Origin of the sequence: Solimonas sp. SE-A11 (assembly GCF_030345715.1) — a bacterium.
Classification (GTDB): Bacteria; Pseudomonadota; Gammaproteobacteria; order Nevskiales; family Nevskiaceae; genus Solimonas_A.
In genome coordinates this window covers 61,513-84,446 of the sequence record NZ_JAUASX010000016.1, presented here as the reverse complement: position 1 = coordinate 84,446, position 22,934 = coordinate 61,513, and the positions used below count along the sequence as shown (strand labels likewise).

Below are 22,934 nucleotides of genomic sequence, written 5' to 3'. Positions count from 1 at the left end.
TTCTCATGGCGGATCAAGAATTGCGTCCATGAAGACACATTCTGCCACCCTGGCCTGCCTGGGCCTGTTGCTCCTCGCCGCTTGCAGCAGCAAGCCGATGCGGCCCGATGAGGCTCTGGAAGCTGCCGAAGTGGCGGTGGGCAAGGCCGGTACCGGCACGGCGGTGGCCGAGGCGCAGGGGCCGCTGGAACGCGCACGCGGCAAGCTGGACCAGGCCCGCAGCGCGCTGCAGGCACCCGACTACCCGCAGGCACGCCGGCTTGCCGAGCAGGCACGGGCCGACGCCGAGCTGTCCATCGCGCTGGCGGACCTGGCCAAGGCCCAGGCGAAGCTGCGGGAACTGCAGCCGGCCACCGCGGCGGAGAAGCCCTGATGCGTGCCTGCGCTGCCCTGCTGGCTTGCCTGCTGATCGCGGCCTGCGCCTCGGCGCCCAAGACCAGCCCGGAGCTGGATGCCCTGCGCGCCGAACTGGATCAACTGGAGAAAGACCCGCAGCTCGGCGGGCTGGCGCCGGTGGCGATGGTCGAGGCCGACCGGGCTATCGATGCCGCGGCCGACTCGCTCAGCGCGGGCGACGGCGAGCTGGAGCAGAAGCTCTACCTGGCCGGCAACCGCCTGAAGATCGCCCGCGCGCAGGCACAGCGGCGGATCGTGGAAAACCGCATCCGGGCATTGACCGACGTAGAGGAGCGGGAGCGCGCCGTGCCGGTGTCGCAGGAGGTGGAGGGCGTCATCGCGATCCCGCCGCCGGAAATGCGGCCGGAGCCGGTGCCGCCCATGACACCGCAAGCCCCGCAGGAAATCCCGGCCGCCCCGCCGCAGAAGTCGGCACTGCCGCCGCCGCCCGACGCGCAGCCGGTGCCGGTGCCGGTGGAGACTGCTCCCTAGGCTCCGGTCGAGGTCAGCGACTGCGGCAGCGGCAGCTGCCACTGCGCGCGAATCAGCGCGCCCTGCTGCTGCAGGCTGAACTCGCCGCCAACTTCACTGGCGCGGCGCTGCAGGTTGCGCAGCCCCATGCCCGGACGCTGGCCGACGGACTCCGGCAATTGGCCCGTGTGCTCCACCGTGAAAGACAGCGGGCCCTCGGCGATCTGCAGGCGCACGGCGATGCGTGCGGGCCGCGCATGGCGCAGGGCATTGCTAAGGGCTTCGCGCAGCATGCGCGCGGCATTGGCGGTCAGCACCGGCGACAGCCAGCACTCCGGCAAAGAGTCCGGCGAGCGCCAGTCCAGCACCACGCCCGCCGCCTCGCAGCGGTCGGCGGCCTCGGAGCGCCACTGCGGCACCAGGTCCTGCAGGCGCTGCGCACCGCCACTGAGGCAGTGCACCACCACGCGCACATCCTCCAGCACCTCGCGCAGGCGACCCTCGGTGGTCGGCTCGCGGGTCTGGCAGGCCACGGTCAGCAGCTTGGCGCAGGCATCGTCGTGCAGGTCCTGGGCGATGCGCTGGCGCTCGATTTCGGCGCCCTCGCCGACCAGGCGATCACGCAGCAGCAGCTTCTCGATCAGCCGCTGCAGCAGCTCGACCAGGGCCAGGTCCTGGCGCGAGAACAGGCGCCGGCCGCTGGCTGGGTACCGCAGCCGGAAGGCCGGGTGGCCGGGGCCGGGGTCCACGCGCAGGCTAACGCCGTCGTCGCCGATCTGGTGGCCGCCGCGTCCGGGCTCGACCGTTTCCATCTGCAGGGGGCGGAACAGTTCCGACAGGCTGCGCCGCCATAGCTCGCGCGGGTCCGGCTCGGCGGTGTCCAGCAGGCGCCCGAGCAGGGCCTCCACGTCCGGGCGCGGGCGCTGCACCAGGCGTTCCAGCAGCCATTGGCGCGCGGGGAAGTAGGCCCAGCCGATCACGGCCAGCGTCAGCGACGCCGCCAGGGTCGGCTCGAAGCCGAACCACAGCACCAACAGCAGGTCGGCGGCGATCACCAGGGCGCCGGCGAGGAACAGCGTCCAGATGCGGAACCACCAGTCGCCCAGATCGAACAGGCGGAAGCGCAGGATGCCCAGCGCGATGCCGACGTAGATCAGCAGGAACAGCAGGAAGGCATAGGCCTGCAGGTTGGCCGTATCCACGCCGAACATCTGCGGCACCACGGTCAGCATCACGAAGGCGCCGCTGCCCAGCAGCCAGGACAGCAGGAACCACAGCAGCGAGGCACGCGCCACCGGATCGCTGCGGGTGTTGCGCCACTGCGCGCCGGCCAGGATGAAGGTGGAGAGGAAGCCCAGCATGATCGGCGCATGCCGGCCGACCGGGATCGTCTCGAAGGCGCCGGCCGCCTGGGCGATCACCCAGGCGACATAGCCCATCACCAGCACCGGCCCCAGCGGGGAGCGGCCTAGGCGGCGTGGGTAGTACCAGAGCAGGGCGATCAGCGCCGAGCAGAACACGAAGGCGCCCAGGCAGTTCAGCTCCGACAGCAGGCGGAACAGCGGCATCGGCAGGGCCAGCTCACGCGTACTGTAGACCGCCGCTGCGGGGGCGAAGGTCAGCACGCCCCAGGCGCTGAGCAGCAGGTAGCGGGCCGAGGCCTCGCCCGGCCTGAAGGCCCAGACGCCGGTGGCGATCAGCCAGGCCAGCAGGCCGACCATGATCTGCAGCCAGAACTCGAAGGGCAGCGAGCGCAGCGGGCGATGGTCGCCCGGCCGCAGGCGGTGCGCCTGGCCGTCGGCGTCGATCAGCCGCAGCTCGGGCTCGTGCATCAGGCCGGCCAGGCGATCCTGCCGCTGGAGGAATTCGTGGAACTCGGCGTAGCGCCCGAAGCTGCCATCCGGCTCCGGCGTGAGGTCTGCCTCGCGCAGCTCCACGGGGGCGGCGCCCGGTGCGGCCAGCGCGGTCAGCATCATGCCCCGAGGCAGCGCCGCCGCCGGGCCTTCCGCGACCTGCACCTGCGCCGCCTTGCTGCCGGCGGCGTAGCCGAGGTGCAGGCCCAGCCAGGGCTGGCGGGTGGCGGCCAGGGTGGCCGCGATCACCACCAGGGCAGCGTACAGCAGGGCGCCCAGCAGGCGCCGGTAGGGGGCCGCGATGCCGCCGCGCGCGGAGTTCATGCGCGGCTCAGTCGGTCAGTGCCAGGAGCGCACGTGCGCCGTCGCGCAGCACCTCGCTCCAGGGCAAGCCGACGATCTCGCGGCCGGTGGCGGTATCGGTGAAGGGCATGCGCTCGCCGTCGCCGATCACGTAGCGGTAATCCATGGTCACCTCGGTGCCCACTGGCAGGTCAGCCAGCGCGAAGATGAAGCCCAGGTGCCACAGCGCGGTCGGCGTGTACGAGTGATTGACGTAGCACTCGTCGCTCCACTCCGGCGTCAGCGAGAACTGGTCCTCGAACCAGCGCACGCTGGACTCCACTTCGCGCGAATCCGCCGGATGGCGGCGCAACTGCGCCTCGGGCCAGACCGTATGGATGTTGTCCGGCGCGATGATGACGCGGCCGCGCAGGACGGCCTCGTCCAGGAACAGGCCCTTGCCGGCGCCGGAAATGCCGGAGACATCGACCCGGTAGCGCGGCAGGATCATGGATGCGGGCTATTGCCTGGTTTCGTTGTCGCCGGTGGCATTGTCGGCATCCAGCAGCGCGCGGATGTCGGCCTCGGTGTAGCTGTACTCGCGGCCACAGAACTCGCAGGTCACGGCAACCTTGCCGTGCTGGTCCAGCACCGGCTGCAGTTCTTCCTGGCCCAGCCCGAGCAGCATCGCCGAGATGCCGGCGTGGCTGCAGCGGCAGCGCAGATGCACGGGGCGCGGCTCGAAGACGCGGCGGTCTTCTTCATGGAACAGGTGGCGCAGCAGGGTGTCGCCGTCCTTCTGCAGCATTTCCGGCTCGGTGACGGTGTGCGCCAGGGCCAGCATGTGCTCCCAGTGCGCGTCGCCGTCCTTGACCTCGTCGGAAGGCAGGCGCTGCAGCATCAGGCCTACCAGGCGATCCGGGCCGGCGGCCAGGCGGATGAAGGTGGCCAGCTGCTCGGACTGCGTGAAGTAGCCCTCCAGCGCCTCGGCCAGCGAGTTGCCGGCGATCTCGACGATGGCCTGGTAGTACTGCGTGCCACGTGCCGGCTCCATCACCATGGCCAGCATGCCCTCGCCCATCAGCTCGCGGAAGGCGCCGCTGGCGCCATCGGTGGCCTTGGCCATGCCGCGCAGTTCCAGCTGGTGGTCGATCTGCGTCACCAGCAGTTGCAGGTCGCCGCTGCCCTTGAACTGCAGGTTGATGCGCCCTTCGAACTTCAGGTGCGAGGCCAGCAGCGGTGTCGCCGCCAGGGCCTGGCCCAGCAGGCGGTGGACGTCGGACGCGTACTCGCGCCAGCCGGTCATGTCACGGATGCCTTCGCGCAGGTCCAGGTAGGCACCGCGGACGCCGCGCTCGGGAAACAGCAGCTCGCGCAACTCGTTCACGGGGCCAGCTTTTTCTTGAGCAAGCGATTGAGGGCATCGGGGTTGGCCTTGCCCTGGGTCGCCTTCATGGCCTGGCCGACGAAGAAGCCGAACAGCTTGTCCTTGCCGGAGCGGTACTCGGCGAGCTGGCCGGGGTTCTTGGCCATGACGTCCTCAATGGCCTTGATGATGGCCGACTCGTCGGTGATCTGGACCAGGCCCTTGGCCTTGATGATGGCGTCTGCGTCACCCTCGCCCGCCAGCATGGCCTCGAACACGTCCTTGGCGATCTTGCCGGAGATGGTCTTGTCGGCGATGCGCGCGACCAGGCCTGCCAGCATCGGCGCGGACACCGGCGACTCGCCGATCTCCTTGCCCAGCTTGTTGAGCGCGCCCAGCAGATCGGTGATCACCCAGTTGGCGCAGGTCTTGGCGTCGCCGCCGGAGGTCTTGACCACGGCCTCGTAGTAGTCCGCCAGGGCGGCTTCGCCGGTCAGCACGGTGGCGTCGTACTTGGGCAGGCCATACTGCTCGACGAAGCGGTTGCGCTTGGCCTCGGGCAGCTCCGGCATGGTGGCCCGGATGCGCGCGACATCGTCCGCGCTCACCACCACCGGCAACAGGTCCGGATCGGGGAAGTAGCGATAGTCGTTGGCGTTTTCCTTGCTGCGCATGGAACGCGTCTCGCCCGTATCCGGGTTGAACAGGCGCGTCTCCTGCACGATCTTTCCGCCGGCCTCGATGACGTCGATCTGGCGGCCGATTTCGTACTCGATGGCCTTCTCGACGTAGCGGAAGGAGTTGACGTTCTTGGTCTCGGTGCGGGTGCCGAATTCCTTCTGGCCGCGCGGGCGCACGGAGACGTTGCAGTCGCAGCGGAAGCTGCCTTCCTGCATGTTGCCGTCGCAGATGCCCAGGTACACGACCAGCTGGTGCAGCTTCTTGAGGTAGGACACGGCCTCGGCCGAGGAACGGATGTCCGGCTCGGAGACGATCTCCAGCAGCGGCGTGCCGGCGCGGTTGAGGTCGATGCCGGACTGGCCGGCATAGGCGTCGTGCACCGATTTGCCGGCGTCTTCCTCCATGTGCGCGCGGGTGATGCCGATGCGCTTGATGGAGCCGTCGGCCAGCTCGATGTCGAGGTGGCCGCAGGCTACGATCGGCAGCTCGTACTGCGAGATCTGGTAGCCCTTGGGCAGGTCGGGGTAGAAGTAATGCTTGCGCGCGAACACACTGCGCTCGGCCACCGTGGCATCCACGGCCAGGCCGAACTTAACGGCCATCTGCAGGGCGTCATGGTTCAGCACCGGCAGCACGCCGGGGAAGCCCAGCGTGACCGGATCGGCCTGGGTGTTGGGGGCCGCGCCGTAGGCGGTGGCGGCGCCGGAGAAGATCTTGGTTTTCGTCTGCAGCTGGCAATGCACTTCCAGGCCGATGACGACTTCCCAGTTGTCGTAGCTCATGTTCTTACTCGAAACCCTTGGGCGACTGCTGGTGCCAGCCGGTGACCTGCTGGTACTGGTGGGCGACGTTGAGCAGCTTGGCCTCGTCGAAGAAATTGCCCATCAGCTGCAGGCCGACGGGCAGGCCGTCCTTGAAGCCGCAGGGCAGGCTCATGGCCGGGATGCCGGCGAGGTTGGCGGCGATGGTGTAGATGTCGTTGAGGTACATCGACACCGGGTCGTCGGTCTTGGAGCCAAGCTTGAAGGCGACGTCCGTGGCCGTGGGGCCCAGGATCACGTCCACCTGCTCGAACACGCGGCGGAAGTCGTCGTAGATCAGGCGACGCACCTTCTGCGCCTGCAGGTAGTAGGCGTCGTAGTAGCCATGGCTCAGCACGTAGGTGCCGATCATGATGCGGCGCTGCACCTCGGGGCCGAAGCCCTCGGCGCGGCTGCGGCTGTACAGGTCCTCAAGGGCGGTGACGCCCTCGGCGCGGTGGCCGTAGCGCACGCCATCGAAGCGGGCCAGGTTGGAGCTGGCCTCGGCCGGGGCGACGACGTAGTAGGTCGGCACCGACAGCGGCGAGTTGGGCAGCGAGACCTCGGTGAAGGTGGCGCCCAGCTTCTTGAGCTCGGCGATGGCGCCATCGATGCAGGCGCGCACGCCGGCATCCAGGCCCTCGGCGAAGTACTCCTTGGGCAGACCCACGCGCAGGCCCTGGATGGAGCGTCCTAGGGGGGCGACCAGGTCGTCCACCGGGCGGTCCAGGCTGGTGGAATCCAGCGGGTCGAAGCCCGACATGGCCTGCAGCACCTGGGCGGCGTCCTCGGCCGAGCGGGCCACCACGCCGGCCTGGTCCAGGCTGGAGGCGAAGGCGATCATGCCGAAGCGCGACACGCGGCCGTAGGTGGGCTTGATGCCAGTGAGGTTGGTCAGGGCGGCGGGCTGGCGGATGGAGCCGCCGGTGTCGGTGGCGGTGGCCACGGGGGCCAGGCCGGCCGCGACGGCGGCCACCGAGCCGCCGGAGGAGCCGCCGGGCACGCGGGTCACGTCCCAGGGGTTCTTCACTGGGCCATACCAGCTGGTCTCGTTGGAGGAGCCCATGGCGAACTCGTCCATGTTCAGCTTGCCCAGCATGGGCATGCCGGCCTCGGCCTGCAGCTTCTTGACGATGGTGGCGTCGTAGGGCGAGACGAACTTGTCCAGCATGCGACTGGCGCAGGAGGTCCGCACCCCCGTCGTGCAAAAAATATCCTTCTGCCCCAAGGGGATACCGGTGAGCGGACCGCCCTCGCCGCGGGCCAGGCGGGCGTCGGCGGCATCGGCCGCGGCCAGGGCCAGGTCGGCGGTGACGGTGATGTAGCTGTTCAGCTGCGGATCGAAAGCCTCGATGCGCTTCAGGTAGTGCTGGGTCAGCTCGCGGGAGGAAAACTTCCTGGCCCGCAGGGCCTCGCCCAACTGCTTGATCGACAGGGTATGCATGGATGTCCTTCAGAGCCCGGGCAGGCCCGGGCAAAAATCACTCAATGACCTTCGGCACCAGGTACAGGCCGTCCTGCACCGCCGGGGCGATGGCCTGGAAGGCCTCGCGCTGGTCGGGCTGGCTGACCTCGTCGGGGCGCAGGCGCTGGGTCATGTCCAGGGGGTGGGCCATGGGTCCCACGCCCTCGGTCTTGGCGGCCGACAGCTGGCCGACCAGCTCCAGGATGTTGGAAATCTGGCCCGCATAGGCATCGGTTAAGGAAGGATTCAGTTCCAGGCGCGCCAGCTTGGCGACCTGCCGGATCTGCTCGGGGCTCAGGCTCATTTTTTGGGTAGGAATCGTTTAAGATGTGCGGATACGCAATTCTAATGAATTGTGCCATGCGCCCGCATCGCCGGTCGCCCGCCACAACACGAATCATCACGCCCAAAAGACACTTCCGATGTTCGACGCCGTTCGCCGTCTGTTCGTTAACGACCTTTCCATCGACCTGGGCACCGCCAACACGCTGGTCTACGTGCGTGACGAAGGCATCGTGCTGAACGAGCCCTCGGTGGTCGCGATCCGCATGGATTCCCGCGGCGCCAAGAAGGTCGAGGCCGTGGGCATCGAAGCCAAGCAGATGCTCGGCCGCACCCCCACCAACATCACCACCGTGCGCCCGCTGCGCGACGGCGTGATCGCCGACTACACCGTCACGGAGAAGATGCTGCAGCACTTCATCCGCAAGGTCACCAAGGGCCGCATGGCGCGCCCGCTGACCCGCGTGGTGGTCTGCGTGCCCTACGGCTCTACCCAGGTGGAACGCCGCGCCATCCGTGAGTCGGTCGAGAACGCCGGCGCGCGCAAGGTCTGGGTCATCGAGGAGCCGATCGCCGCCGCCCTGGGCGCCGGCATCCCCATCGGCGAGGCCCGCGGCTCGATGGTGGTGGACATCGGCGGCGGCACCTCCGAGGTGGCCGTGATCTCGCTGAACGGCATCGTCTATGCCGAGTCGGTCCGCATCGGCGGCGACAAGTTCGACGAGGCCATCGTTTCCTACGTGCGCCGCCAGTACAACATGCTGATCGGCGAGGCCACGGCCGAGCGCATCAAGATCCAGATCGGCACCGCCTTCCCGGGCCATGAAGTGCAGGAAATCGACGTCGTGGGCCGTCACCTGGCCGCTGGCGTGCCGCGCAACTTCACGATGAACTCCAACGAGATTCTCGACGCCCTGCAGGAACCGCTGTCCGGCATCGTCAAGGCCGTGAAGCAGGCCCTGGAGCGCACCCCGCCGGAACTGGGTTCCGACGTGGCCGAGCGCGGCATCGTGCTGACCGGCGGCGGCGCCCTGCTGCGCGACCTGGACAAGCTGATCTCCGAGGAAACCGGCCTGCCGGTGATCATCGCCGACGACCCCCTGACCTGCGTCGCCCGTGGCGGCGGCATGGTGCTGGACATGCTGGATCGCCAGGGCGATTTCTACAGCCTGGATTGATGCGGCTGCGGGCCGGGGCCGGGCGGCGTCAGCCCCGGTCCCGGCCTCTCAAAACAAGGTCCTGAACCCAGAGGGCGTTGCCGCCCTCCAACAGTCGTTGCACCCCAGGGGCTTCAGGACTATGCTGCGCGTGATGATTCATTGACATTTCTTACTAAACGCGCGCAACTTGAACACGACCCTGTACGACAGCAACCACCGTCGTCCCCTGTTTCCGAGGGGTCCGGGCGTGGGTCTGCGGGCGTTCTTCCTGATGCTGTGCGCCATCGGCCTGATGGTCAACGATTATCGCGGCGAAGGGCTGCAGTCGACCCGCGGCACGGTCGAATGGCTGCTGACGCCGGTGGTCTGGCTGGCCTCGGTGCCTTCCCGCATGCTGCAGGCCGCCGGTGACATCGATACCCGCGGCTCCCTGGAACGCGAGAATGCCGAGCTGGTGCAGAAGCAGCTGGTGCTCGAATCCCGCCTGCAGAAGCTCGAGTCCCTGGAAGCCGAGAACCGCCGCATCCGCGAACTGCTGTCTTCGGCCAGCCAGCTCAAGGAGCGCGTGATGGTCGCCGAGATCGTCAGCGTCAACCAGGACCCGTACCGCCACCAGATCACCCTCAACAAGGGTGAACGCCAGGGTGTGTACCGCGGGCAGGCCCTGGTCGATGCGCACGGCATCATGGGCCAGGTGACCGAGCTGGCGCCGGGCAGTGCCAAGGCCCTGCTGATCACCGACCCCGATCACGGCATCCCGGTGGAGATCAACCGCAGCGGCCTGCAGACCATCGCGGTGGGCCGCGGCGACGGCAAGGGCCTGCGCCTGCCCTTCCTGCCCAGCAACGTCGATATCCGGGTGGGGGACCTGCTGGTGTCCTCGGCCCTGGGCGGCCGCTTCCCTTCCGGCTACCCGGTGGGCCAGGTCTACGAGGTCAAGCACGTCGCCGGCGAGCACTTCATGGAAGCCTACGCCTACCCGGCGGCCAAGCTGAACCAGGGCCGCCAGACCCTGCTGGTCTGGGTGGAAGAAACCGGGACGGGCGCGGCCAGTCCGGCCCGTGTCGCACCGATGCCGGCCGCGGAGCCAGCGCCGATCCAGGCGCCTGCGGCCGGCACGGCAGTGCCGGCCGCACCGGCGACGCCGGCCACGACGGCTCCTGCCGCGACCCAGCCGGCGGCTCCGCCACCTGCGGCGCGCGCCGGCACCCCGGCACCGGCCGCTGCCCCAGTGCCTGCCGCCGCCCCGCGCCCCGCACCCCAGCCGGCGCCCGCGCCGGCCGCTCCGGGCGCCGGCCGATGACCAGCCTGCTCAACGCAGGCTTCCTGATCAGCCTGCTGCTGGCCCTGGTGCTGCAGATGGTGCTGCTGCCGGACTGGCTGGCGGCCGCGCGGCCGTTGTGGATTCCGCTCGTGCTGTCGTACTGGGCCTTGCGCGAGCCGCGCGTGCCGGTGCTGCTGCCGGCCTTCCTGATCGGGCTATGCTGTGACGTGTTGTTCGGCAGCGTGCTCGGGCAGCATGCGCTGGGCTTCGTGCTGGTCACCTACCTGGTGGCCCGCCTGCGCGCTTTCTTCGTGCTGTTCCCGCTGTGGCAGGCCACGCTGGCACTGATCCCGGCCTGGACGGCCTACGCCTTCCTGATGTTCTGGATCGACGGCCTGACCCAGCACCGCGGCGACGACTGGCTGCGCTGGCTGCCGGTGGTCTCGACCTCGCTGTTCTGGCCACTGGTCTACGCCGTCATGGAGCTCATCCGGCAGCCGCCGGAAGAGGAGTGAGAGCCCCATGGCGCTCGGCTCCATCAAGAACCTGCACCGCGAGCGCGAGGCCTTCCTGGCGCGGGCACTGTTCGGTACCTTCTTCTGCCTGGCACTGACCGGCATCCTGATCGCACGCCTGTTCGACCTGCAGGTACTGCAGAGTGCGTACTTCCAGTCGCGCGCCAACGACAATCGCATGCGCGTGATGCCGGTAGCGCCGGTGCGCGGCCTGATCTATGACCGCCATGGCGCGCTACTGGCGCAGAACAAGCCGGCCTTCATGCTGGAGGTGGTGCCGGAGCAGGTGAAGGAGATGGACGCGCTGCTGGAGCGACTGTCCAGCGTGGTACAGCTCACCGAGCAGGACATCGCCCGCTTCAAGGACCGGGTGCGCAAGACGCCGCGCTATCGCCCGGTGCCGCTGCGCAACAACCTGACCATGGAGGAGCTGGCGCGCTACGAGCTGGACCGCTATGACTTCCGCGGGGTGGACGTCTCCGCCGGCCTGACGCGCAACTACCCGCTGGGGGCCTCCGGGGCCCACATCATCGGCTACGTCGGCGGCATCAGCGAGAAGGAGCTCTCGGAGGCCCCGGAGAACACCTACGAGGGGCTGTCCCTGGTCGGCAAGACCGGCGTGGAGAAAAGCCACGAGGACACCCTGCGCGGCAAGTCGGGCGCCAAGATCATCGAGGCCAATGCCTACGGCCGGCCCCTGCGCGAACTCGACTACCGCCGCGGCTACCCGGGCCGCAACCTGTACCTGAGCATCGACTCGAAGGTGCAGCTGGTAGCCGAACAGGCCCTGGGCGAACTCGATGGCGCGGTGGTGGCGATCGATCCTCGCTCCGGCGAGGTGCTGGCGCTGGTGAGCAAGCCGGGCTTCGATCCGCACCTGTTCATCGAGGGTATCGACACCAAGACCTACAAGGCCCTGTCCAGCGATCCCAAGCGACCGCTGTTCAACCGCGCACTGCAGGGCACCTATCCGCCCGGCTCGACGGTGAAACCGGCGATGGCGATGGCGGGCCTGGAGTACGGCGTGGTGACGCCGGAGGACGGGGTCTACTGCCGCGGCGAGATGACCCTGCCCGGCTCCAGCCGCAAGTACCGCTGCCACAAGCGCACCGGCCACGGCTTCCAGGACATGGTCGGCGGCGTGATGCGCTCCTGCGATATCTATTTCTACGAGCTGGCGATCAAGCTCGGCATCGACCGCATGCACGATTCGATGACGCGCCTGGGCCTGGGCCACAAGACCGAGGTGGACCTGCCCCTGGAGAATGCCGGCCTGTTCCCGTCGCGCGAGTGGAAGCTACGCCGGCGCAAGGAGCAGTGGTATCCCGGCGAGACCCTGAGCATCGGCATCGGCCAGGGCTACACCCTGACCACGCCCCTGCAGCTGGCGCAGATGACGGCGCGCATCGCCATGCGAGGCAAGGGCTTCAAGCCGCACGTGGTCTACGCCACGCAGGATGCGATCACGCGCGAGGTCACCCGCGTGCCGCCCGAGCCGCTGGAAGCCATCGAGCTGAAGGACAACCATAACTGGCAGCGCGTGATCGACGCGATGGTCGATGTGGCCCATGCCCCCGGCGGCACGGCCACGCGCATCGGCCGCGACTCGCCCTACCGCATCGCCGCCAAGACCGGCACCGCCCAGGTGGCGGCGATGCGCCAGGACGAGAAGAAGGCACGCTCGCTGGAATCCACCCCGCTGCACCTGCGCGACCACGCGCTGTTCGTGGCCTTTGCTCCGGCCGAGGATCCCAAGATCGCGGTGGCGGTGATCGCGGAACACGCCGGCCACGGCGGCGCGGTGGCGGCGCCGATCGGGCGCCAGGTGATGGACATGTACCTGCTCGGCGAGGTGCGCTACAACCCCGGCGCGCCGGCGCCCGCCACGTCCGTGGCGCCTGCCGCGGCCGGCGGGCACGTCCACTCCGAGGACCTGGAGGACTGACATGACCGACGGATTCGGAGCCGCTCCATGATCACCGAAGTCATCTCACGCGTACGCCGCGGTGGCCCCGACAAGCCCGAGCCGGGCATGGCCGACCTGCTGGAAAGCTGGCATATCGACATGTGGCTCCTGCTGCTGCTCGCCGCGGTGGCCGGTGCCGGCATGTTCGTGATCTATTCCGCTTCCGGCCACTCGATCCCGGCGGTGGTGAACCAGGCCGAGCGTTTCCTGTTGGGCCTGTTCGTGATGGCCGTTGTGGCGCAGGCGCCGCCCGAGTTCTACCGCATGCTGGCACCCTGGCTCTACGGCCTGACGCTGCTGCTGCTGCTGCTGGTGGATGTGATCGGCGACCATGCGATGGGCGCGCAGCGCTGGCTGGACCTGGGCTTCATCCGCTTCCAGCCCTCGGAGCTGATGAAACTGGCGATGCCGATGACCCTGGCCGCCTTCCTGCACCACCGCCGCCTGCCGCCGCGCCCGCTGACCCTGCTGGGCGCGCTGGTGATCCTGGGCGTGCCAACGGTGCTGATCATGATCCAGCCGGACCTCGGCACGTCCATGCTGGTGATCGCGGCCGGTGGTTTCACGCTGTTCTTCGCCGGCCTGCAGTGGCGCTGGATCCTGGGCGCGCTGGCCGCGGTGGGCGCCGCCGCGCCGATCCTGTGGGAGCGCCTGCACGATTACCAGCGCAAGCGCATCCTGACGCTGCTGGACCCGGAGAGCGATCCGCTGGGCGCGGGTTACCACATCACGCAGTCGAAGATCGCGATCGGCTCCGGCGGGCTGTTCGGCAAGGGCTGGCTCGAGGGCACCCAGGCCAAGCTCGACTTCCTGCCGGAAGCGCATACCGACTTCATCTTCGCCGTGTTCGCCGAAGAGCTGGGCATGATCTCGGTGCTGGTGCTGCTGGCAGTGTACCTGTGCATCGTCGGGCGCTGCCTGTGGATCGCGGTACGCGCGCAGGACAGCTTCCAGCGCCTGCTCGCCGGCGCGCTGGGAATGACCTTCTTCATCTATGTCTTCATCAATATCGGCATGGTCATCGGCCTGCTGCCGGTGGTGGGCGTGCCCTTGCCGCTGTTCAGTTTCGGCGGCACCTCCATGGTGAGCCTGCTGGCGGGCTTCGGTATGCTCATGTCCATCCATACTCACAGAAAGCTATTGGCAAACTGATGCGAATTCCCCTCGCGCTGGTCCCGCTGCTGCTGCTGTCCACTTCCGCGTTGGCCGACTACAGCGGCCATCCCAAGGCCGCTGCGCTGCTGGAGAAGTTGCGCCAGGAGCACGGCTTCAGCGCTGCCGAGCTGGATTCGGTCAAGGCCGCGCTGACCCAGGCGCAGCGCCTGCCACAGCTGGTGGAGATGGAGCAGAAGGCGCCGGAGCGCACCGAGACCTGGACGCGCTACTCCGCACGCATCGACAAGAGCCGCATCGACGGCGGCGTGGCGCTGCTGCGCGACCAGCAACCGTTCCTGGACCGGGCCGAGGAGGAGTTCGGCGTACCTCCGGCCGCGATCGCGGCGATCCTGGGTATCGAGACCCGCTACGGCCGCATCACCGGCAGCATCCGCGTGCTCGACGCGCTGGCCACGCAGGGCTTCGAGCACCCCACCCGCTCGGCGTTCTTCTCCAGCGAGCTGGAGCATTTCTTCGTGTTCTGCCGCGATTTCCGCATGGACCCGGTGGCCATGAAGGGGTCCTATGCCGGCGCCATGGGCGCGGCGCAGTTCATGCCCAGCAATTACCGCCGCCTGAGCCTGGACTACGACGGTAGTGGTGGGCGCGACCTGTGGACGCTGCCGGACGCGATCGGCTCCATCGGCAACTACTTCGTGCGCTACCGGCCCAGCCAGGCCTGGCAGCGCGGCGAGCCGCTGATCATCCCGGCCCGCCTGCTGGCGCCGCTGCCAGCGGGCACGGAGGTCAACGGCAAGGCCACCGCCTACAACGCCGGAGCCCTGCTGCGTGCCGGCTTTCTCGCCATCGACGTGAATCTGCCGCCGGATACGCCGGTGGGCATCATCCAGCTGCCGCTGGACGACGGTAGCCAGGAGTACTGGCTGGCGCTCCACAATTTCTACACCGTGATGACCTACAACCCGCGCACCTTCTACGCCATGGCCGTGGCGCAGCTGGCGCAGCGCATCCAGCAGCAGCTGGCGGCGGAGGCCAGGTGAGGTTGCGCACGGCGGGCGTCGTCCTGCTCTGCGCCTTGCTGACGGCCTGCGTCACCGCCCCCCCGGCACCGGAGCGCAAGACACCGCGGCGCGTACCGCCCCCGCCACAGCAGATCACCCCGAAGGTCTCCCGGACCCCGGGTCTGAATCCGGACTACGTCCCCGGCCCGGCGCCGCTGAGCGAGCGCGACCGCGGCCCCGCGCCTGAGGAGATCCCGGCAGGCATCGAGCTGACGCCGGACGCGGTGCCGCAGGACGAGCCCCGCAGCCGCTCGGGCAATTCGCCGGAATACCAAGTGTTCGGCAAGACCTACCGCACCATGCAGGAGGCCGGCGCGTTCCGCGAACGCGGCCATGCCTCGTGGTACGGCAAGAAATTCCATGGCCGCAAGACCGCCAACGGCGAGATCTACGACATGTTCAAGATGACCGCGGCGCACAAGACGCTGCCGCTGCCGAGCTACGTGCGGGTCACCAACCTGTCCAACGGCAAGAGCACCATCGTGCGGGTCAACGACCGCGGCCCCTTCCACAAGGACCGCATCATCGACCTGTCCTATGCCGCCGCCGCCAAGCTCGAAATCATCAACCACGGCGCCGTCGACGTGGAGATCGAGGCCGTGACCGCCGACAGCCCGCCCCCCACGGTCGCGGTTGCTCCGCCGGCCGATCCTGCCGTGCCGAAAGCCGAGTTGCGCTCGTCGCCCGCGACGGCGCCGGGATGGCTGCAGGTGGCCAGCTTCATCGACCCGATCAATGCCGTGGCGCTGCGCGAGGAGCTGAAGGCCAAGGGCTTTGCCGGCGTCACGGTCATCACCACCGACCTGGGTGGCGAGGTGCTGCATCGTGTTGTGACCGGCCCCTTCCGCGACGAGGCCTCGGCGTTTGACCTGCGCCGCCGGCTGCGTGGCTCAGGATACGCCGCCGAATGGATGCTCCAGTGAGTGCGGCGAAGGAGCCGTCGCGAGCGCGCCGAGCTCGCGACGGCTCCTTCGCCACCCTCGGCAAGGGCGGAATACGCCTTTCATTGCTGCATCGCGGTAAAATGTGAATGTTCGTTTCTAAGACCAGAAAGCCATGAAACACCTGCTCGCCCTGCCCCTGATGTTCCTGTCCCTGTCCCTGCATGCGGCCATTCCGGCACCGCCGGCGCTGGAGGCGAGCAGCTTCGCGCTGCTGGACTACGACAGCGGCGAACTGCTGGCGGCCAGCAACCCGGACCAGCGCGTGGGGCCGGCCAGCATCACCAAGGTGATGACGGCCTACGTGGTGCTGGAGGAGGTCCGCCAGGGCCGCATGAAGCTGCAGGACACGGCCTTCGTCAGCGAGAAGGCCTGGCGCCAGGGCATCGACTCCTCGGAGTCGCGCATGTTCGTGCAGGTCGGCACGCGCGTAGGCCTGGAGGAGCTGCTGCACGGCATCATCACCCAGTCGGGCAACGATGCCAGCGTGGTCCTGGCCGAGCACGTGGCCGGCAGCGAGGACGCCTTTGCCACGATGATGAACCAGCAGGCCGCCAAGCTGGGCATGAAGAACACCCACTTCACCAACGCTCCCGGCATGCCGGACGCGCAGCACTACAGCACCGCGCATGACCTGACGCTGCTGGGCCGCGCCCTGATCCAGAACTTTCCGGCGGAGTACAAGTGGTTCGCGCTGCCGGACTACACCTACAACGGCATCAAGCAGCCCAACCGCAACCTGCTGCTGAAGAAGGACCCGAGCGTGGACGGCATCAAAACCGGCCACACCTCGGAAGCCGGCTACTGCCTGCTGTCCTCGGCACAGCGCGATGGCCGCCGCCTGATCGCCGCGGTGATGGGCACCAAGAGCTGGGCCTACCGCGAGCAGGCCAGCCTGGAGCTGCTGAACTGGGGCTTCCGCTTCTTCGAGAGCGCGCAGCTGCTGGGCCCGACCAAGCCGGCCGGCACGGTCAAGGTCTGGAAGGGTGCCGCCGCCGAGGTGCAGGTGGGCACGCTCAAGCCGGTGGCGATCACGCTGCCGCGCGGCGAAGCCGCACGCGTGCAGGCCAGCTGGCAGCAGGAGGGCGAGGCCATCGCGCCGTTCGCCGCTGGCCAGAAGCTGGGCACGCTGACGCTGACGCTGGACGGCAAGGTGCTGCGCACCGAGCCGCTGGTGGCGCTGCAGGACGTGGAGAAGGGCGGCTTCTGGCGCCGCCTGATCGACACCATCCGTCTCTGGTTCGCCTGAAAATACGGATAAGCCTGCTGCGCGGCCCGATCTCGCATTGCCGGTGTTCGCCGTACTTCAGTACGGCTCCGGTGCTCCATGCAACCTCGGGCCGCTCCCGGCGGCCTCTCCGCATTTTCGGAAAGTTGGGTAAGGTTCGGCCATGAATCCCCCCCCGCCGCTGATCGTCCGCCACCTGGGCCGCCGCGACTACGCGGAGGTCTTCGAGGAGCAGCGCGCGTTCACCGATGGGCGCGGGCCGGATACGGCCGACGAGTTGTGGTTCCTGGAGCATGATCCGGTATTCACCCAGGGGCAGGCCGGCAAGCCCGAGCACCTGCTGATGCCGGGGGATATCCCGGTGGTGCAATCGGACCGCGGCGGCCAGGTGACCTACCACGGGCCGGGACAGATCGTGGTCTACCTGCTGATGGACCTGCGCCGCCTGGGGTATTCGATCCGCCCGCTGGTGACGCGGATCGAGCAGTCCCTGGTCGACACCCTGGCGGCCTACGGCATTGCCGCCAACGCCGACCCTCAGGCCCCGGGCGTCTACGTGGACGGCGCCAAGATCGCTTCCCTGGGCCTGCGCGTGCGCCAGGGCTGCAGCTACCACGGCCTGTCGCTCAACGTGGACATGGACCTGGAGCCGTTTTCGCGCATCAATCCCTGTGGCTACCAGGGTTTGCGCATGGTCCAGGTGCGTGAACTGGGCGGGCCGGCGGACTTGTCCGTGGTGGCAGCGGAACTCGAAAAGCACTTGCGTTTGCGTTTATCCCCCCCATAGTGGGGTGTGACGCAGGTCCGTTATGGCGGTCCGACCTACCCGGTCTGGGCTAAAATGGCCCCATCGCAATGCAGCCATGGCCGTGAACCGAACGGCGGTGACGGCATCCAAGAACAAATATGACGACCCCCACCCCACAAGCGGACGATGTGCTGGTACGCGTGCGTGGCCTGTCCTTCGGCTACGGCAGCCGCGTGATCTATGACGGCATCGACGTCGACATCCCGCGCGGCAAGGTCACGGCCATCATGGGCCCCTCGGGTACCGGCAAGACCACGCTGCTGCGCCTGATCGGCGGCCAATGGCAGCCGGGCGCCGGCACGGTGGCCTTCGACGGCACCGACGTGCACCAGCTCAAGCGGCGCGAGCTCTATACGCTGCGCAAGCGCATGGGCATGCTGTTCCAGAACGGCGCCCTGCTGACCGACCTCAACGTCTTCGACAACGTCGCCTACCCGCTGCGCGAGCACACCAAGCTGCCGGAGTCGATCATCCGCGACCTGGTGCTGATGAAGCTGCAGGCCGTGGGCCTGCGCGGCGCGCGCGACCTGTGGGTGTCGCAGCTGTCCGGTGGCATGGCGCGGCGCGTGGCGCTGGCCCGTGCGCTGGCGCTGGACCCGGAGATGGTCATGTACGACGAGCCCTTCGCCGGCCAGGATCCGATCACCATGGGCGTGCTGATGCGCCTGATCCGCACGCTCAACGATGCCCTGGGCCTGACCTCCATCGTGGTGTCGCATGACATCCAGGAGGTGCTGTCGATCGCCGACCAGGCCTACGTGATCGCCAACGGCAAGATCGCCGCGCACGGCACGCCGGCCGAGCTGCGCGCGCATGCCTCGCCCTGGGTCCAGCAGTTCCTGAGCGGCGCCGACGACGGCCCGGTGAGCTTCCACGCCAAGGCGCCGGACTACCTCGCCGACCTGATGGGAGCCGCCAAGTGACTGCCGCCGTCGAAATCATCGCCAGCTTCCTGGCCGGCCTGGGCCGCGCGCAGTTCTTCCTGCTGAACATCCTCGGCGGCGTGCCGGCGGCGCTGGCGCGCCCGCGCCTGGTGATCCAGCAGCTCTACATGGTCGGCGCGCTGTCTCTGATCATCATCGTCATCTCCGGCAGCTTCATCGGCATGGTGCTGGCCCTGCAGGGCTACCGCACCCTGGTGCGCTTCGGCGCCGAGGATTCGCTGGGCGTGCTGGTGACGCTGTCGATCATCCGCGAGCTGGGCCCGGTGGTGACCGCCCTGCTGTTCGCCGGCCGTGCCGGCTCGGCCCTGGCGGCCGAGATCGGCCTGATGAAGGCCACCGACCAGCTGTCGGCCATGGAAATGATGGCCACCGACCCGATCAAGCGCGTCATTGCGCCGCGCTTCGTCGCCGGCGTGATCGCGGTGCCGCTGCTGACGGCGATCTTCTGCGTGATGGCGATCGGCATCGCCGGCGGCCATGCGATCGGCGTGGACCTGCTGGGCGTGGACGCCGGCAGCTACTGGTCGCAGATCCGCTCCAGCACCGAGATCGCCGACATCCAGCAGATGCTGATCAAGGCCGGCGTCTTCGGCTTCACCGTCAGCTGGATCGCGGTCTACCAGGGCTACCATGCGGCCCCGACCTCCGAAGGCGTCTCGCGCGCCACCACCAGTACGGTGGTGGTGTCCTCCCTGGCGATCCTGGCCCTGGACTTCGTTTTGACGGCGTTCATGTTCCGTTAAACCGTCCCCGAATACGTTAGAGCACAAGACATGCAATCGAGAGCGCTGGAAATACTGGTTGGGCTGTTCGTCTGCCTCGGCGTGGCCGCGGTTTTCGTCCTCACCTTCCGGGTGGCAAGCCTGGATACGGTGGGCCGCGGTGACGGTTACCGGGTGACCGCGATGTTCGAGAACATCGGCGGACTGAAGGTGGGTTCGGCGGTGACGCTGTCGGGCGTCAAGGTCGGGCGGGTGCAGAACATCGCGATCGACCCGGACACCTTCGAGGCGGTGGCGACGCTGGTCATCAGCCAGGCCTACAGCACGCTGCCGGAAGACAGCTCGGCCAAGATCCTGACGGCCGGCCTGCTGGGTGAGCAGTACATCGGCCTGGAGGTCGGCGGTGCGGAAGAGGTGCTGAAGGAAGGCAGCCGCATCAAGTCGACCCAGTCCGCGCTGGTCCTCGAGAACCTGATCGGGCAGTTCCTCACCAACATGGCATCGCGCAGCAATGACGCGGGCAACGCGGCACAGAAGCAGGAGTAAGCAGTCATGATCAAGCAATGGATGACCGGTATCGTCGCGGCACTGGGCCTGACCCTGGCCGCCCAGGCCGTGGCCGCGCCCAAGGCGCCGGACGAGACGCTGAAGTCGGCCGTGGCCGAGATCCAGGACCTGCTGGCCAAGAACCACGTGAAGTACAAGGCCGACAAGCCCAGTTACTTCAAGATGGTGGACGAGAAGATCGTGCCCCACTTCGACGTGCAGTACATCGCTCGCAGCGTGCTGGCGCGCAACTGGAAGACCGCCACCCCGGAGCAGCAGACGCGCTTCCAGGAGGCCTTCAAGAACATGCTGATCCGCTCCTATGCCGACGCCATGCTCGAAAACTACGACTCCGTGAAGGTGGAGTGGAAGCCGGTGCGCATGGCGGATGGCGCCTCTGACGCCACGGTCAACACCAACCTGCTGCGCAATGGCAAGCCGCCGGTGGGCATCGGTTTCTCGATGCGTCTGGTCAGCGACGACTGGAAGATCACCGACATCACCATCGAGAACCTGTCGCTGGTGCAGAACTTCCGCGGCCAGTTCGCCTCGGAACTGAAGAAAAGCGACCTGAACAGCCTGCTGGCACGCATGGAAGGCGGCCAGTTCAGCACCGACACGCCCAAGTCGGGCGGCGCGGCCCAGAAGTGAGCGGCCTGCCGCCCCGGCTGGATCTGGCCAGCGTGCCGGGGCTGATGTCCCGCGCCGACGCCCTGGCCGCCAGCGGCACGCTGGACCTGTCCGGCGTGCAGGAGGTGGACAGCGCCGGGGTGGCTTTCCTGGTGGAATTGCAGCGGCGTGCGCAGCGACAGCAGCGCACGCTGGTCTTCAGCGGCGCTGGCGAACGCCTGCGCCGGCTGGCGGCGTTTTTCGAAGTGGACACGCTGCTGAAGCTGGCGTGACGTGGTAGGGCCGCGGGGGGCGGCCAAGCGATGCGTACCCAACTGATTGCCATGGCGGGACTGCTGCTGGCGGGCTGTGCCCACAGCCCCAGCTACGACCCGCAGGACCCGCTGGAGCCGGTCAACCGCAAGGTCTATGCCTTCAACCTGAAGGTGGACGAGTACGTGGCCAAGCCCCTGGCGCAGGGCTATGTCGCCGCCACGCCGGTGGAATTCCGCACCGGCATCCACAATTTCCTGGATAACCTGGTCTACGTGCGGGTCATCGCCAACGACCTGCTGCAGGCCAAGTTCAAGCGTGCCGGCCTCGACACCACGCGCTTCCTGATGAACACCACCTTCGGCCTGGCCGGCTTCCTCGACCCGGCGACGATGGTGGGCCTGGAGCGCAACAACGAGGACTTCGGCCAGACCCTGGGATACTGGGGCGTGGGGCCGGGCTGGTACCTGATGCTGCCCTTCCTCGGTCCCAGTACCAACCGCGATCTGGTCGGCAGCGGCGGCGATTACTTCACCAATCCCCTGCTCTACGCCGACCTGCATGATCGCGCGGAACTCGGCTACCAGGGTGTGCGCCTGGTGGACCTGCGCAGTGGCCTGCTGGGCAGCGAGGGCCTGCTGGAGCAGCAGCTCGATCCTTACGTCTTCGTCCGCGGCCTGTACCTGCAGCGCCGCCAGAGCCTGGTCTACGACGGCAACCCGCCGCCGGAAGACGACTTCGATGACGACGAGGACGAGGGCGACGGCAAGAGTGGGTGAGGCCCGGAGTGAGCCTGGGCCGCGCGCCCCTCGATACGCCGCTGCGCGGCACTCGGGGTGAACGGTCCGGGATTGTCCGCGAGAATCCGCAAGAAGAAGCCGCGCCGCATCTCTGGCGGATCACGCCGCGGCAACGTCGGCCGGCGTGTCTGCGGCCGGCCTACCCCGCAGCAACCGTCCTGGCCGGAAACGGCTCCTAGTCGGCCGTCTCGGCCCGGTTCATGCGCTGGCGGCGGCTCTCGCGGTATTGCACCGGCGTGATGCCGGACCAGCGCTTGAAGGCGCGGTAGAAGGTGCTGGGCTCGGAGAAGCCGGTCAGGTAGACGATGTTCTCGATCGGCTCGTCGGTGGAGCGCAGCAGCTTGCGCGCCAGGGCATAGCGGAAGTCGGCCAGCACCTGGCTGAAGCTGGTGCCGGCCCGGGACAGCTCGAAGCGCAGGCGGCGGGTCGGCACGCCCAGTTCCTTGGCCACGTCCTCCAGGTCGCACTTGTCCAGCTCAAGGCGCTGGGAAAACACCTTGCGGATGCCCTCGATCAGGTCCTGGCGCTTGAGGTTGGACAGGCGTTTCTCGGCCAGCTCCTCGTGCAGCTTGAGCAGGTCCGGATCCCAGCGCGGCGAGCGGTAGGCCAGCAGCCGGGGATCGAACCAGATCTCGCTCTCGGAGGCGCCGAACTCCACTGGGCAGCCGAAGACCTTCTCGTAGTCGGCCTGGTCGATGCGGCGGTCGAAGCGCAGGCGTACCTTCAGGGGGGCGAAATTGCGGTCGGTCACCGACTTGGAGAAGGCAATCAGCTCGTAGAGCACGCAGATCTCGGTATGGCGCAGTTGCGGGGCATCCAGGGCGCCGCCCTGCACCACCGCCCGCGCGCCTTGCTCATCCTGGATGATGCGCAGGTTCATGGCGTCGCTGAGCAGGCGCAGGTACTTCAGCGAGCGTCCCACGCCCTCGCCCAGAGTCTGGCTGCTGAAGATCAGGTATTCCAGGACCTCGCCATGGAACACCGGCAGGTGCGGGCAGAGGTGCAGGCCCACCTCCTGGTCGCCGCTGACCTGCTCCACCACCTGCCAGAACAGGGTCTGCAGGGCGTGCTCGGTCCGGATTTCGCGCAGGGGCAGCTTTTCGGCGTGGTAGCCCAGCTGGCGGTAGATCGCGTCCACGTCCAGCCCGGCCTTGACCATCCCCACATGGATGATCTGGAGCAGTTGCCCCGAATCCTTCATCGGCTCGTCTCTCCTGCGGGCTTTATGTCGTCGTAGTACTGGCCCTGTGGCCATTCTAGGTTCGCCGGGCCGGCAGTGTCACTTCCGGCCGCGCCGTCGATTCCAGCGCTGGATGTCAATGTTAGCCTGCCTGACGGCCCGGGATAAGCACGGGCGGACGGACGGGCACCCCTGATAAGGGGGC

The 22,934-nt window shown here is 68.1% G+C and carries 24 protein-coding genes; 17 read left to right on the top strand and 7 right to left on the bottom strand.

Annotated elements, in window-relative coordinates:
- The first annotated feature begins 28 nt into the window (after positions 1-28).
- Both QT386_RS17255 and QT386_RS17250 read left to right on the top strand, forming a co-directional pair.
- Positions 29-373, top strand: coding sequence for a DUF4398 domain-containing protein (locus QT386_RS17255; RefSeq protein ID WP_289274984.1), 345 nt, complete (start codon positions 29-31; stop codon positions 371-373).
- The gene (locus QT386_RS17250; protein ID WP_289274983.1) at positions 373-888 is read left to right on the top strand and encodes a DUF4398 domain-containing protein; all 516 of its coding nucleotides are present in this window, start codon (positions 373-375) and stop codon (positions 886-888) included. The genes QT386_RS17255 and QT386_RS17250 overlap by 1 nt, the downstream gene beginning before the upstream one ends.
- Here QT386_RS17250 and QT386_RS17245 read toward each other — a convergent pair.
- Genes QT386_RS17245 through gatC form a run of 6 tightly spaced genes read right to left on the bottom strand, consistent with a single transcriptional unit; the run spans position 885 to position 7,618 of the window.
- Positions 885-3,044: a sensor histidine kinase gene (locus tag QT386_RS17245; protein WP_289274982.1), complete on the bottom strand. Its 2,160-nt coding sequence runs from the start codon at positions 3,042-3,044 to the stop codon at positions 885-887. The genes QT386_RS17250 and QT386_RS17245 overlap by 4 nt on opposite strands.
- A gap of 7 nt (positions 3,045-3,051) precedes the next feature.
- Complete coding sequence (locus tag QT386_RS17240) at positions 3,052-3,513, bottom strand: SET domain-containing protein-lysine N-methyltransferase (RefSeq protein ID WP_289274981.1); 462 nt, start codon at positions 3,511-3,513, stop codon at positions 3,052-3,054.
- Positions 3,514-3,522: 9 nt separating this feature from the next.
- A complete protein-coding gene (locus QT386_RS17235) occupies positions 3,523-4,389 on the bottom strand; it encodes an Hsp33 family molecular chaperone HslO (protein WP_289274980.1) in 867 nt (288 codons plus the stop codon).
- Positions 4,386-5,831 carry an Asp-tRNA(Asn)/Glu-tRNA(Gln) amidotransferase subunit GatB gene (gatB, locus tag QT386_RS17230; protein ID WP_289274979.1) on the bottom strand — a complete coding sequence of 482 codons (1,446 nt, stop codon included), beginning with the start codon at positions 5,829-5,831 and terminating at the stop codon, positions 4,386-4,388. The genes QT386_RS17235 and gatB overlap by 4 nt, the downstream gene beginning before the upstream one ends.
- A gap of 4 nt (positions 5,832-5,835) precedes the next feature.
- On the bottom strand, positions 5,836-7,293 hold the full coding sequence (gene gatA, locus QT386_RS17225; protein ID WP_289274978.1) for an Asp-tRNA(Asn)/Glu-tRNA(Gln) amidotransferase subunit GatA: 1,458 nt from the start codon (positions 7,291-7,293) through the stop codon (positions 5,836-5,838).
- A gap of 37 nt (positions 7,294-7,330) precedes the next feature.
- Positions 7,331-7,618 carry an Asp-tRNA(Asn)/Glu-tRNA(Gln) amidotransferase subunit GatC gene (gatC, locus tag QT386_RS17220; protein WP_289274977.1) on the bottom strand — a complete coding sequence of 96 codons (288 nt, stop codon included), beginning with the start codon at positions 7,616-7,618 and terminating at the stop codon, positions 7,331-7,333.
- A gap of 118 nt (positions 7,619-7,736) precedes the next feature.
- On the opposite strand from gatC, the gene QT386_RS17215 reads away from it, so the two are divergent.
- The 15 genes from QT386_RS17215 to QT386_RS17145 all read left to right on the top strand — a co-directional run bounded on the left by QT386_RS17215 (position 7,737) and on the right by QT386_RS17145 (position 21,528).
- A complete protein-coding gene (locus tag QT386_RS17215; protein ID WP_104229651.1) occupies positions 7,737-8,774 on the top strand; it encodes a rod shape-determining protein in 1,038 nt (345 codons plus the stop codon).
- Positions 8,775-8,943: 169 nt separating this feature from the next.
- Positions 8,944-10,059: a rod shape-determining protein MreC gene (mreC, locus tag QT386_RS17210; RefSeq protein WP_289274976.1), complete on the top strand. Its 1,116-nt coding sequence runs from the start codon at positions 8,944-8,946 to the stop codon at positions 10,057-10,059.
- Positions 10,056-10,535, top strand: a complete 480-nt coding sequence (gene mreD, locus QT386_RS17205; protein WP_289274975.1) for a rod shape-determining protein MreD — start codon at positions 10,056-10,058, stop codon at positions 10,533-10,535. The genes mreC and mreD overlap by 4 nt, the downstream gene beginning before the upstream one ends.
- Positions 10,536-10,542: 7 nt before the next feature.
- Positions 10,543-12,480: a penicillin-binding protein 2 gene (gene mrdA, locus QT386_RS17200; RefSeq protein WP_289274974.1), complete on the top strand. Its 1,938-nt coding sequence runs from the start codon at positions 10,543-10,545 to the stop codon at positions 12,478-12,480.
- Positions 12,481-12,567: 87 nt separating this feature from the next.
- A complete protein-coding gene (rodA, locus tag QT386_RS17195) occupies positions 12,568-13,653 on the top strand; it encodes a rod shape-determining protein RodA (RefSeq protein WP_289275017.1) in 1,086 nt (361 codons plus the stop codon).
- Positions 13,653-14,657, top strand: a complete 1,005-nt coding sequence (locus QT386_RS17190; RefSeq protein WP_289274973.1) for a lytic transglycosylase domain-containing protein — start codon at positions 13,653-13,655, stop codon at positions 14,655-14,657. Before rodA ends, QT386_RS17190 begins: the two co-directional genes overlap by 1 nt.
- Complete coding sequence (locus QT386_RS17185) at positions 14,654-15,601, top strand: septal ring lytic transglycosylase RlpA family protein (RefSeq protein WP_289274972.1); 948 nt, start codon at positions 14,654-14,656, stop codon at positions 15,599-15,601. Before QT386_RS17190 ends, QT386_RS17185 begins: the two co-directional genes overlap by 4 nt.
- 133 nt (positions 15,602-15,734) lie before the next feature.
- The gene (locus QT386_RS17180) at positions 15,735-16,868 is read left to right on the top strand and encodes a D-alanyl-D-alanine carboxypeptidase family protein (protein ID WP_289274971.1); all 1,134 of its coding nucleotides are present in this window, start codon (positions 15,735-15,737) and stop codon (positions 16,866-16,868) included.
- 142 nt (positions 16,869-17,010) lie between these two features.
- Positions 17,011-17,634 carry a lipoyl(octanoyl) transferase LipB gene (gene lipB / locus QT386_RS17175; protein ID WP_289274970.1) on the top strand — a complete coding sequence of 208 codons (624 nt, stop codon included), beginning with the start codon at positions 17,011-17,013 and terminating at the stop codon, positions 17,632-17,634.
- Between the two features lie 119 nt (positions 17,635-17,753).
- Positions 17,754-18,578: an ABC transporter ATP-binding protein gene (locus QT386_RS17170; RefSeq protein WP_289274969.1), complete on the top strand. Its 825-nt coding sequence runs from the start codon at positions 17,754-17,756 to the stop codon at positions 18,576-18,578.
- A complete protein-coding gene (gene mlaE, locus QT386_RS17165; protein WP_289274968.1) occupies positions 18,575-19,342 on the top strand; it encodes a lipid asymmetry maintenance ABC transporter permease subunit MlaE in 768 nt (255 codons plus the stop codon). Before QT386_RS17170 ends, mlaE begins: the two co-directional genes overlap by 4 nt.
- Positions 19,343-19,372: 30 nt before the next feature.
- Positions 19,373-19,867 carry an outer membrane lipid asymmetry maintenance protein MlaD gene (gene mlaD, locus QT386_RS17160; RefSeq protein ID WP_289274967.1) on the top strand — a complete coding sequence of 165 codons (495 nt, stop codon included), beginning with the start codon at positions 19,373-19,375 and terminating at the stop codon, positions 19,865-19,867.
- 6 nt (positions 19,868-19,873) lie between these two features.
- Entirely contained in the window at positions 19,874-20,518 is a 645-nt protein-coding gene (locus QT386_RS17155; protein ID WP_289274966.1) for a phospholipid-binding protein MlaC, read from the top strand.
- A complete protein-coding gene (locus tag QT386_RS17150) occupies positions 20,515-20,769 on the top strand; it encodes an STAS domain-containing protein (protein WP_289274965.1) in 255 nt (84 codons plus the stop codon). Before QT386_RS17155 ends, QT386_RS17150 begins: the two co-directional genes overlap by 4 nt.
- A gap of 30 nt (positions 20,770-20,799) precedes the next feature.
- Positions 20,800-21,528: a VacJ family lipoprotein gene (locus QT386_RS17145; RefSeq protein ID WP_289274964.1), complete on the top strand. Its 729-nt coding sequence runs from the start codon at positions 20,800-20,802 to the stop codon at positions 21,526-21,528.
- A 196-nt stretch (positions 21,529-21,724) separates the two neighbouring features.
- Here the strand turns inward: QT386_RS17145 and QT386_RS17140 are convergent, their stop codons facing one another.
- Entirely contained in the window at positions 21,725-22,750 is a 1,026-nt protein-coding gene (locus QT386_RS17140; protein ID WP_289274963.1) for an AraC family transcriptional regulator, read from the bottom strand.
- Positions 22,751-22,934 lie beyond the last annotated feature (184 nt).

Coding starts and splice junctions, on each gene's coding strand:
- QT386_RS17255 (WP_289274984.1), top strand. CDS start 29: ATGAAGACACATTCTGCCACCCTGGCCTGCCTGGGCCTGTTGCTCCTC.
- QT386_RS17250 (WP_289274983.1), top strand. CDS start 373: ATGCGTGCCTGCGCTGCCCTGCTGGCTTGCCTGCTGATCGCGGCCTGC.
- QT386_RS17245 (WP_289274982.1), bottom strand. CDS start 3,044: ATGAACTCCGCGCGCGGCGGCATCGCGGCCCCCTACCGGCGCCTGCTG.
- QT386_RS17240 (WP_289274981.1), bottom strand. CDS start 3,513: ATGATCCTGCCGCGCTACCGGGTCGATGTCTCCGGCATTTCCGGCGCC.
- gatB (WP_289274979.1), bottom strand. CDS start 5,831: ATGAGCTACGACAACTGGGAAGTCGTCATCGGCCTGGAAGTGCATTGC.
- gatA (WP_289274978.1), bottom strand. CDS start 7,293: ATGCATACCCTGTCGATCAAGCAGTTGGGCGAGGCCCTGCGGGCCAGG.
- gatC (WP_289274977.1), bottom strand. CDS start 7,618: ATGAGCCTGAGCCCCGAGCAGATCCGGCAGGTCGCCAAGCTGGCGCGC.
- QT386_RS17215 (WP_104229651.1), top strand. CDS start 7,737: ATGTTCGACGCCGTTCGCCGTCTGTTCGTTAACGACCTTTCCATCGAC.
- mreD (WP_289274975.1), top strand. CDS start 10,056: ATGACCAGCCTGCTCAACGCAGGCTTCCTGATCAGCCTGCTGCTGGCC.
- mrdA (WP_289274974.1), top strand. CDS start 10,543: ATGGCGCTCGGCTCCATCAAGAACCTGCACCGCGAGCGCGAGGCCTTC.
- rodA (WP_289275017.1), top strand. CDS start 12,568: ATGGCCGACCTGCTGGAAAGCTGGCATATCGACATGTGGCTCCTGCTG.
- QT386_RS17190 (WP_289274973.1), top strand. CDS start 13,653: ATGCGAATTCCCCTCGCGCTGGTCCCGCTGCTGCTGCTGTCCACTTCC.
- QT386_RS17180 (WP_289274971.1), top strand. CDS start 15,735: ATGAAACACCTGCTCGCCCTGCCCCTGATGTTCCTGTCCCTGTCCCTG.
- lipB (WP_289274970.1), top strand. CDS start 17,011: ATGAATCCCCCCCCGCCGCTGATCGTCCGCCACCTGGGCCGCCGCGAC.
- QT386_RS17170 (WP_289274969.1), top strand. CDS start 17,754: ATGACGACCCCCACCCCACAAGCGGACGATGTGCTGGTACGCGTGCGT.
- mlaD (WP_289274967.1), top strand. CDS start 19,373: ATGCAATCGAGAGCGCTGGAAATACTGGTTGGGCTGTTCGTCTGCCTC.
- QT386_RS17155 (WP_289274966.1), top strand. CDS start 19,874: ATGATCAAGCAATGGATGACCGGTATCGTCGCGGCACTGGGCCTGACC.
- QT386_RS17145 (WP_289274964.1), top strand. CDS start 20,800: ATGCGTACCCAACTGATTGCCATGGCGGGACTGCTGCTGGCGGGCTGT.
- QT386_RS17140 (WP_289274963.1), bottom strand. CDS start 22,750: ATGAAGGATTCGGGGCAACTGCTCCAGATCATCCATGTGGGGATGGTC.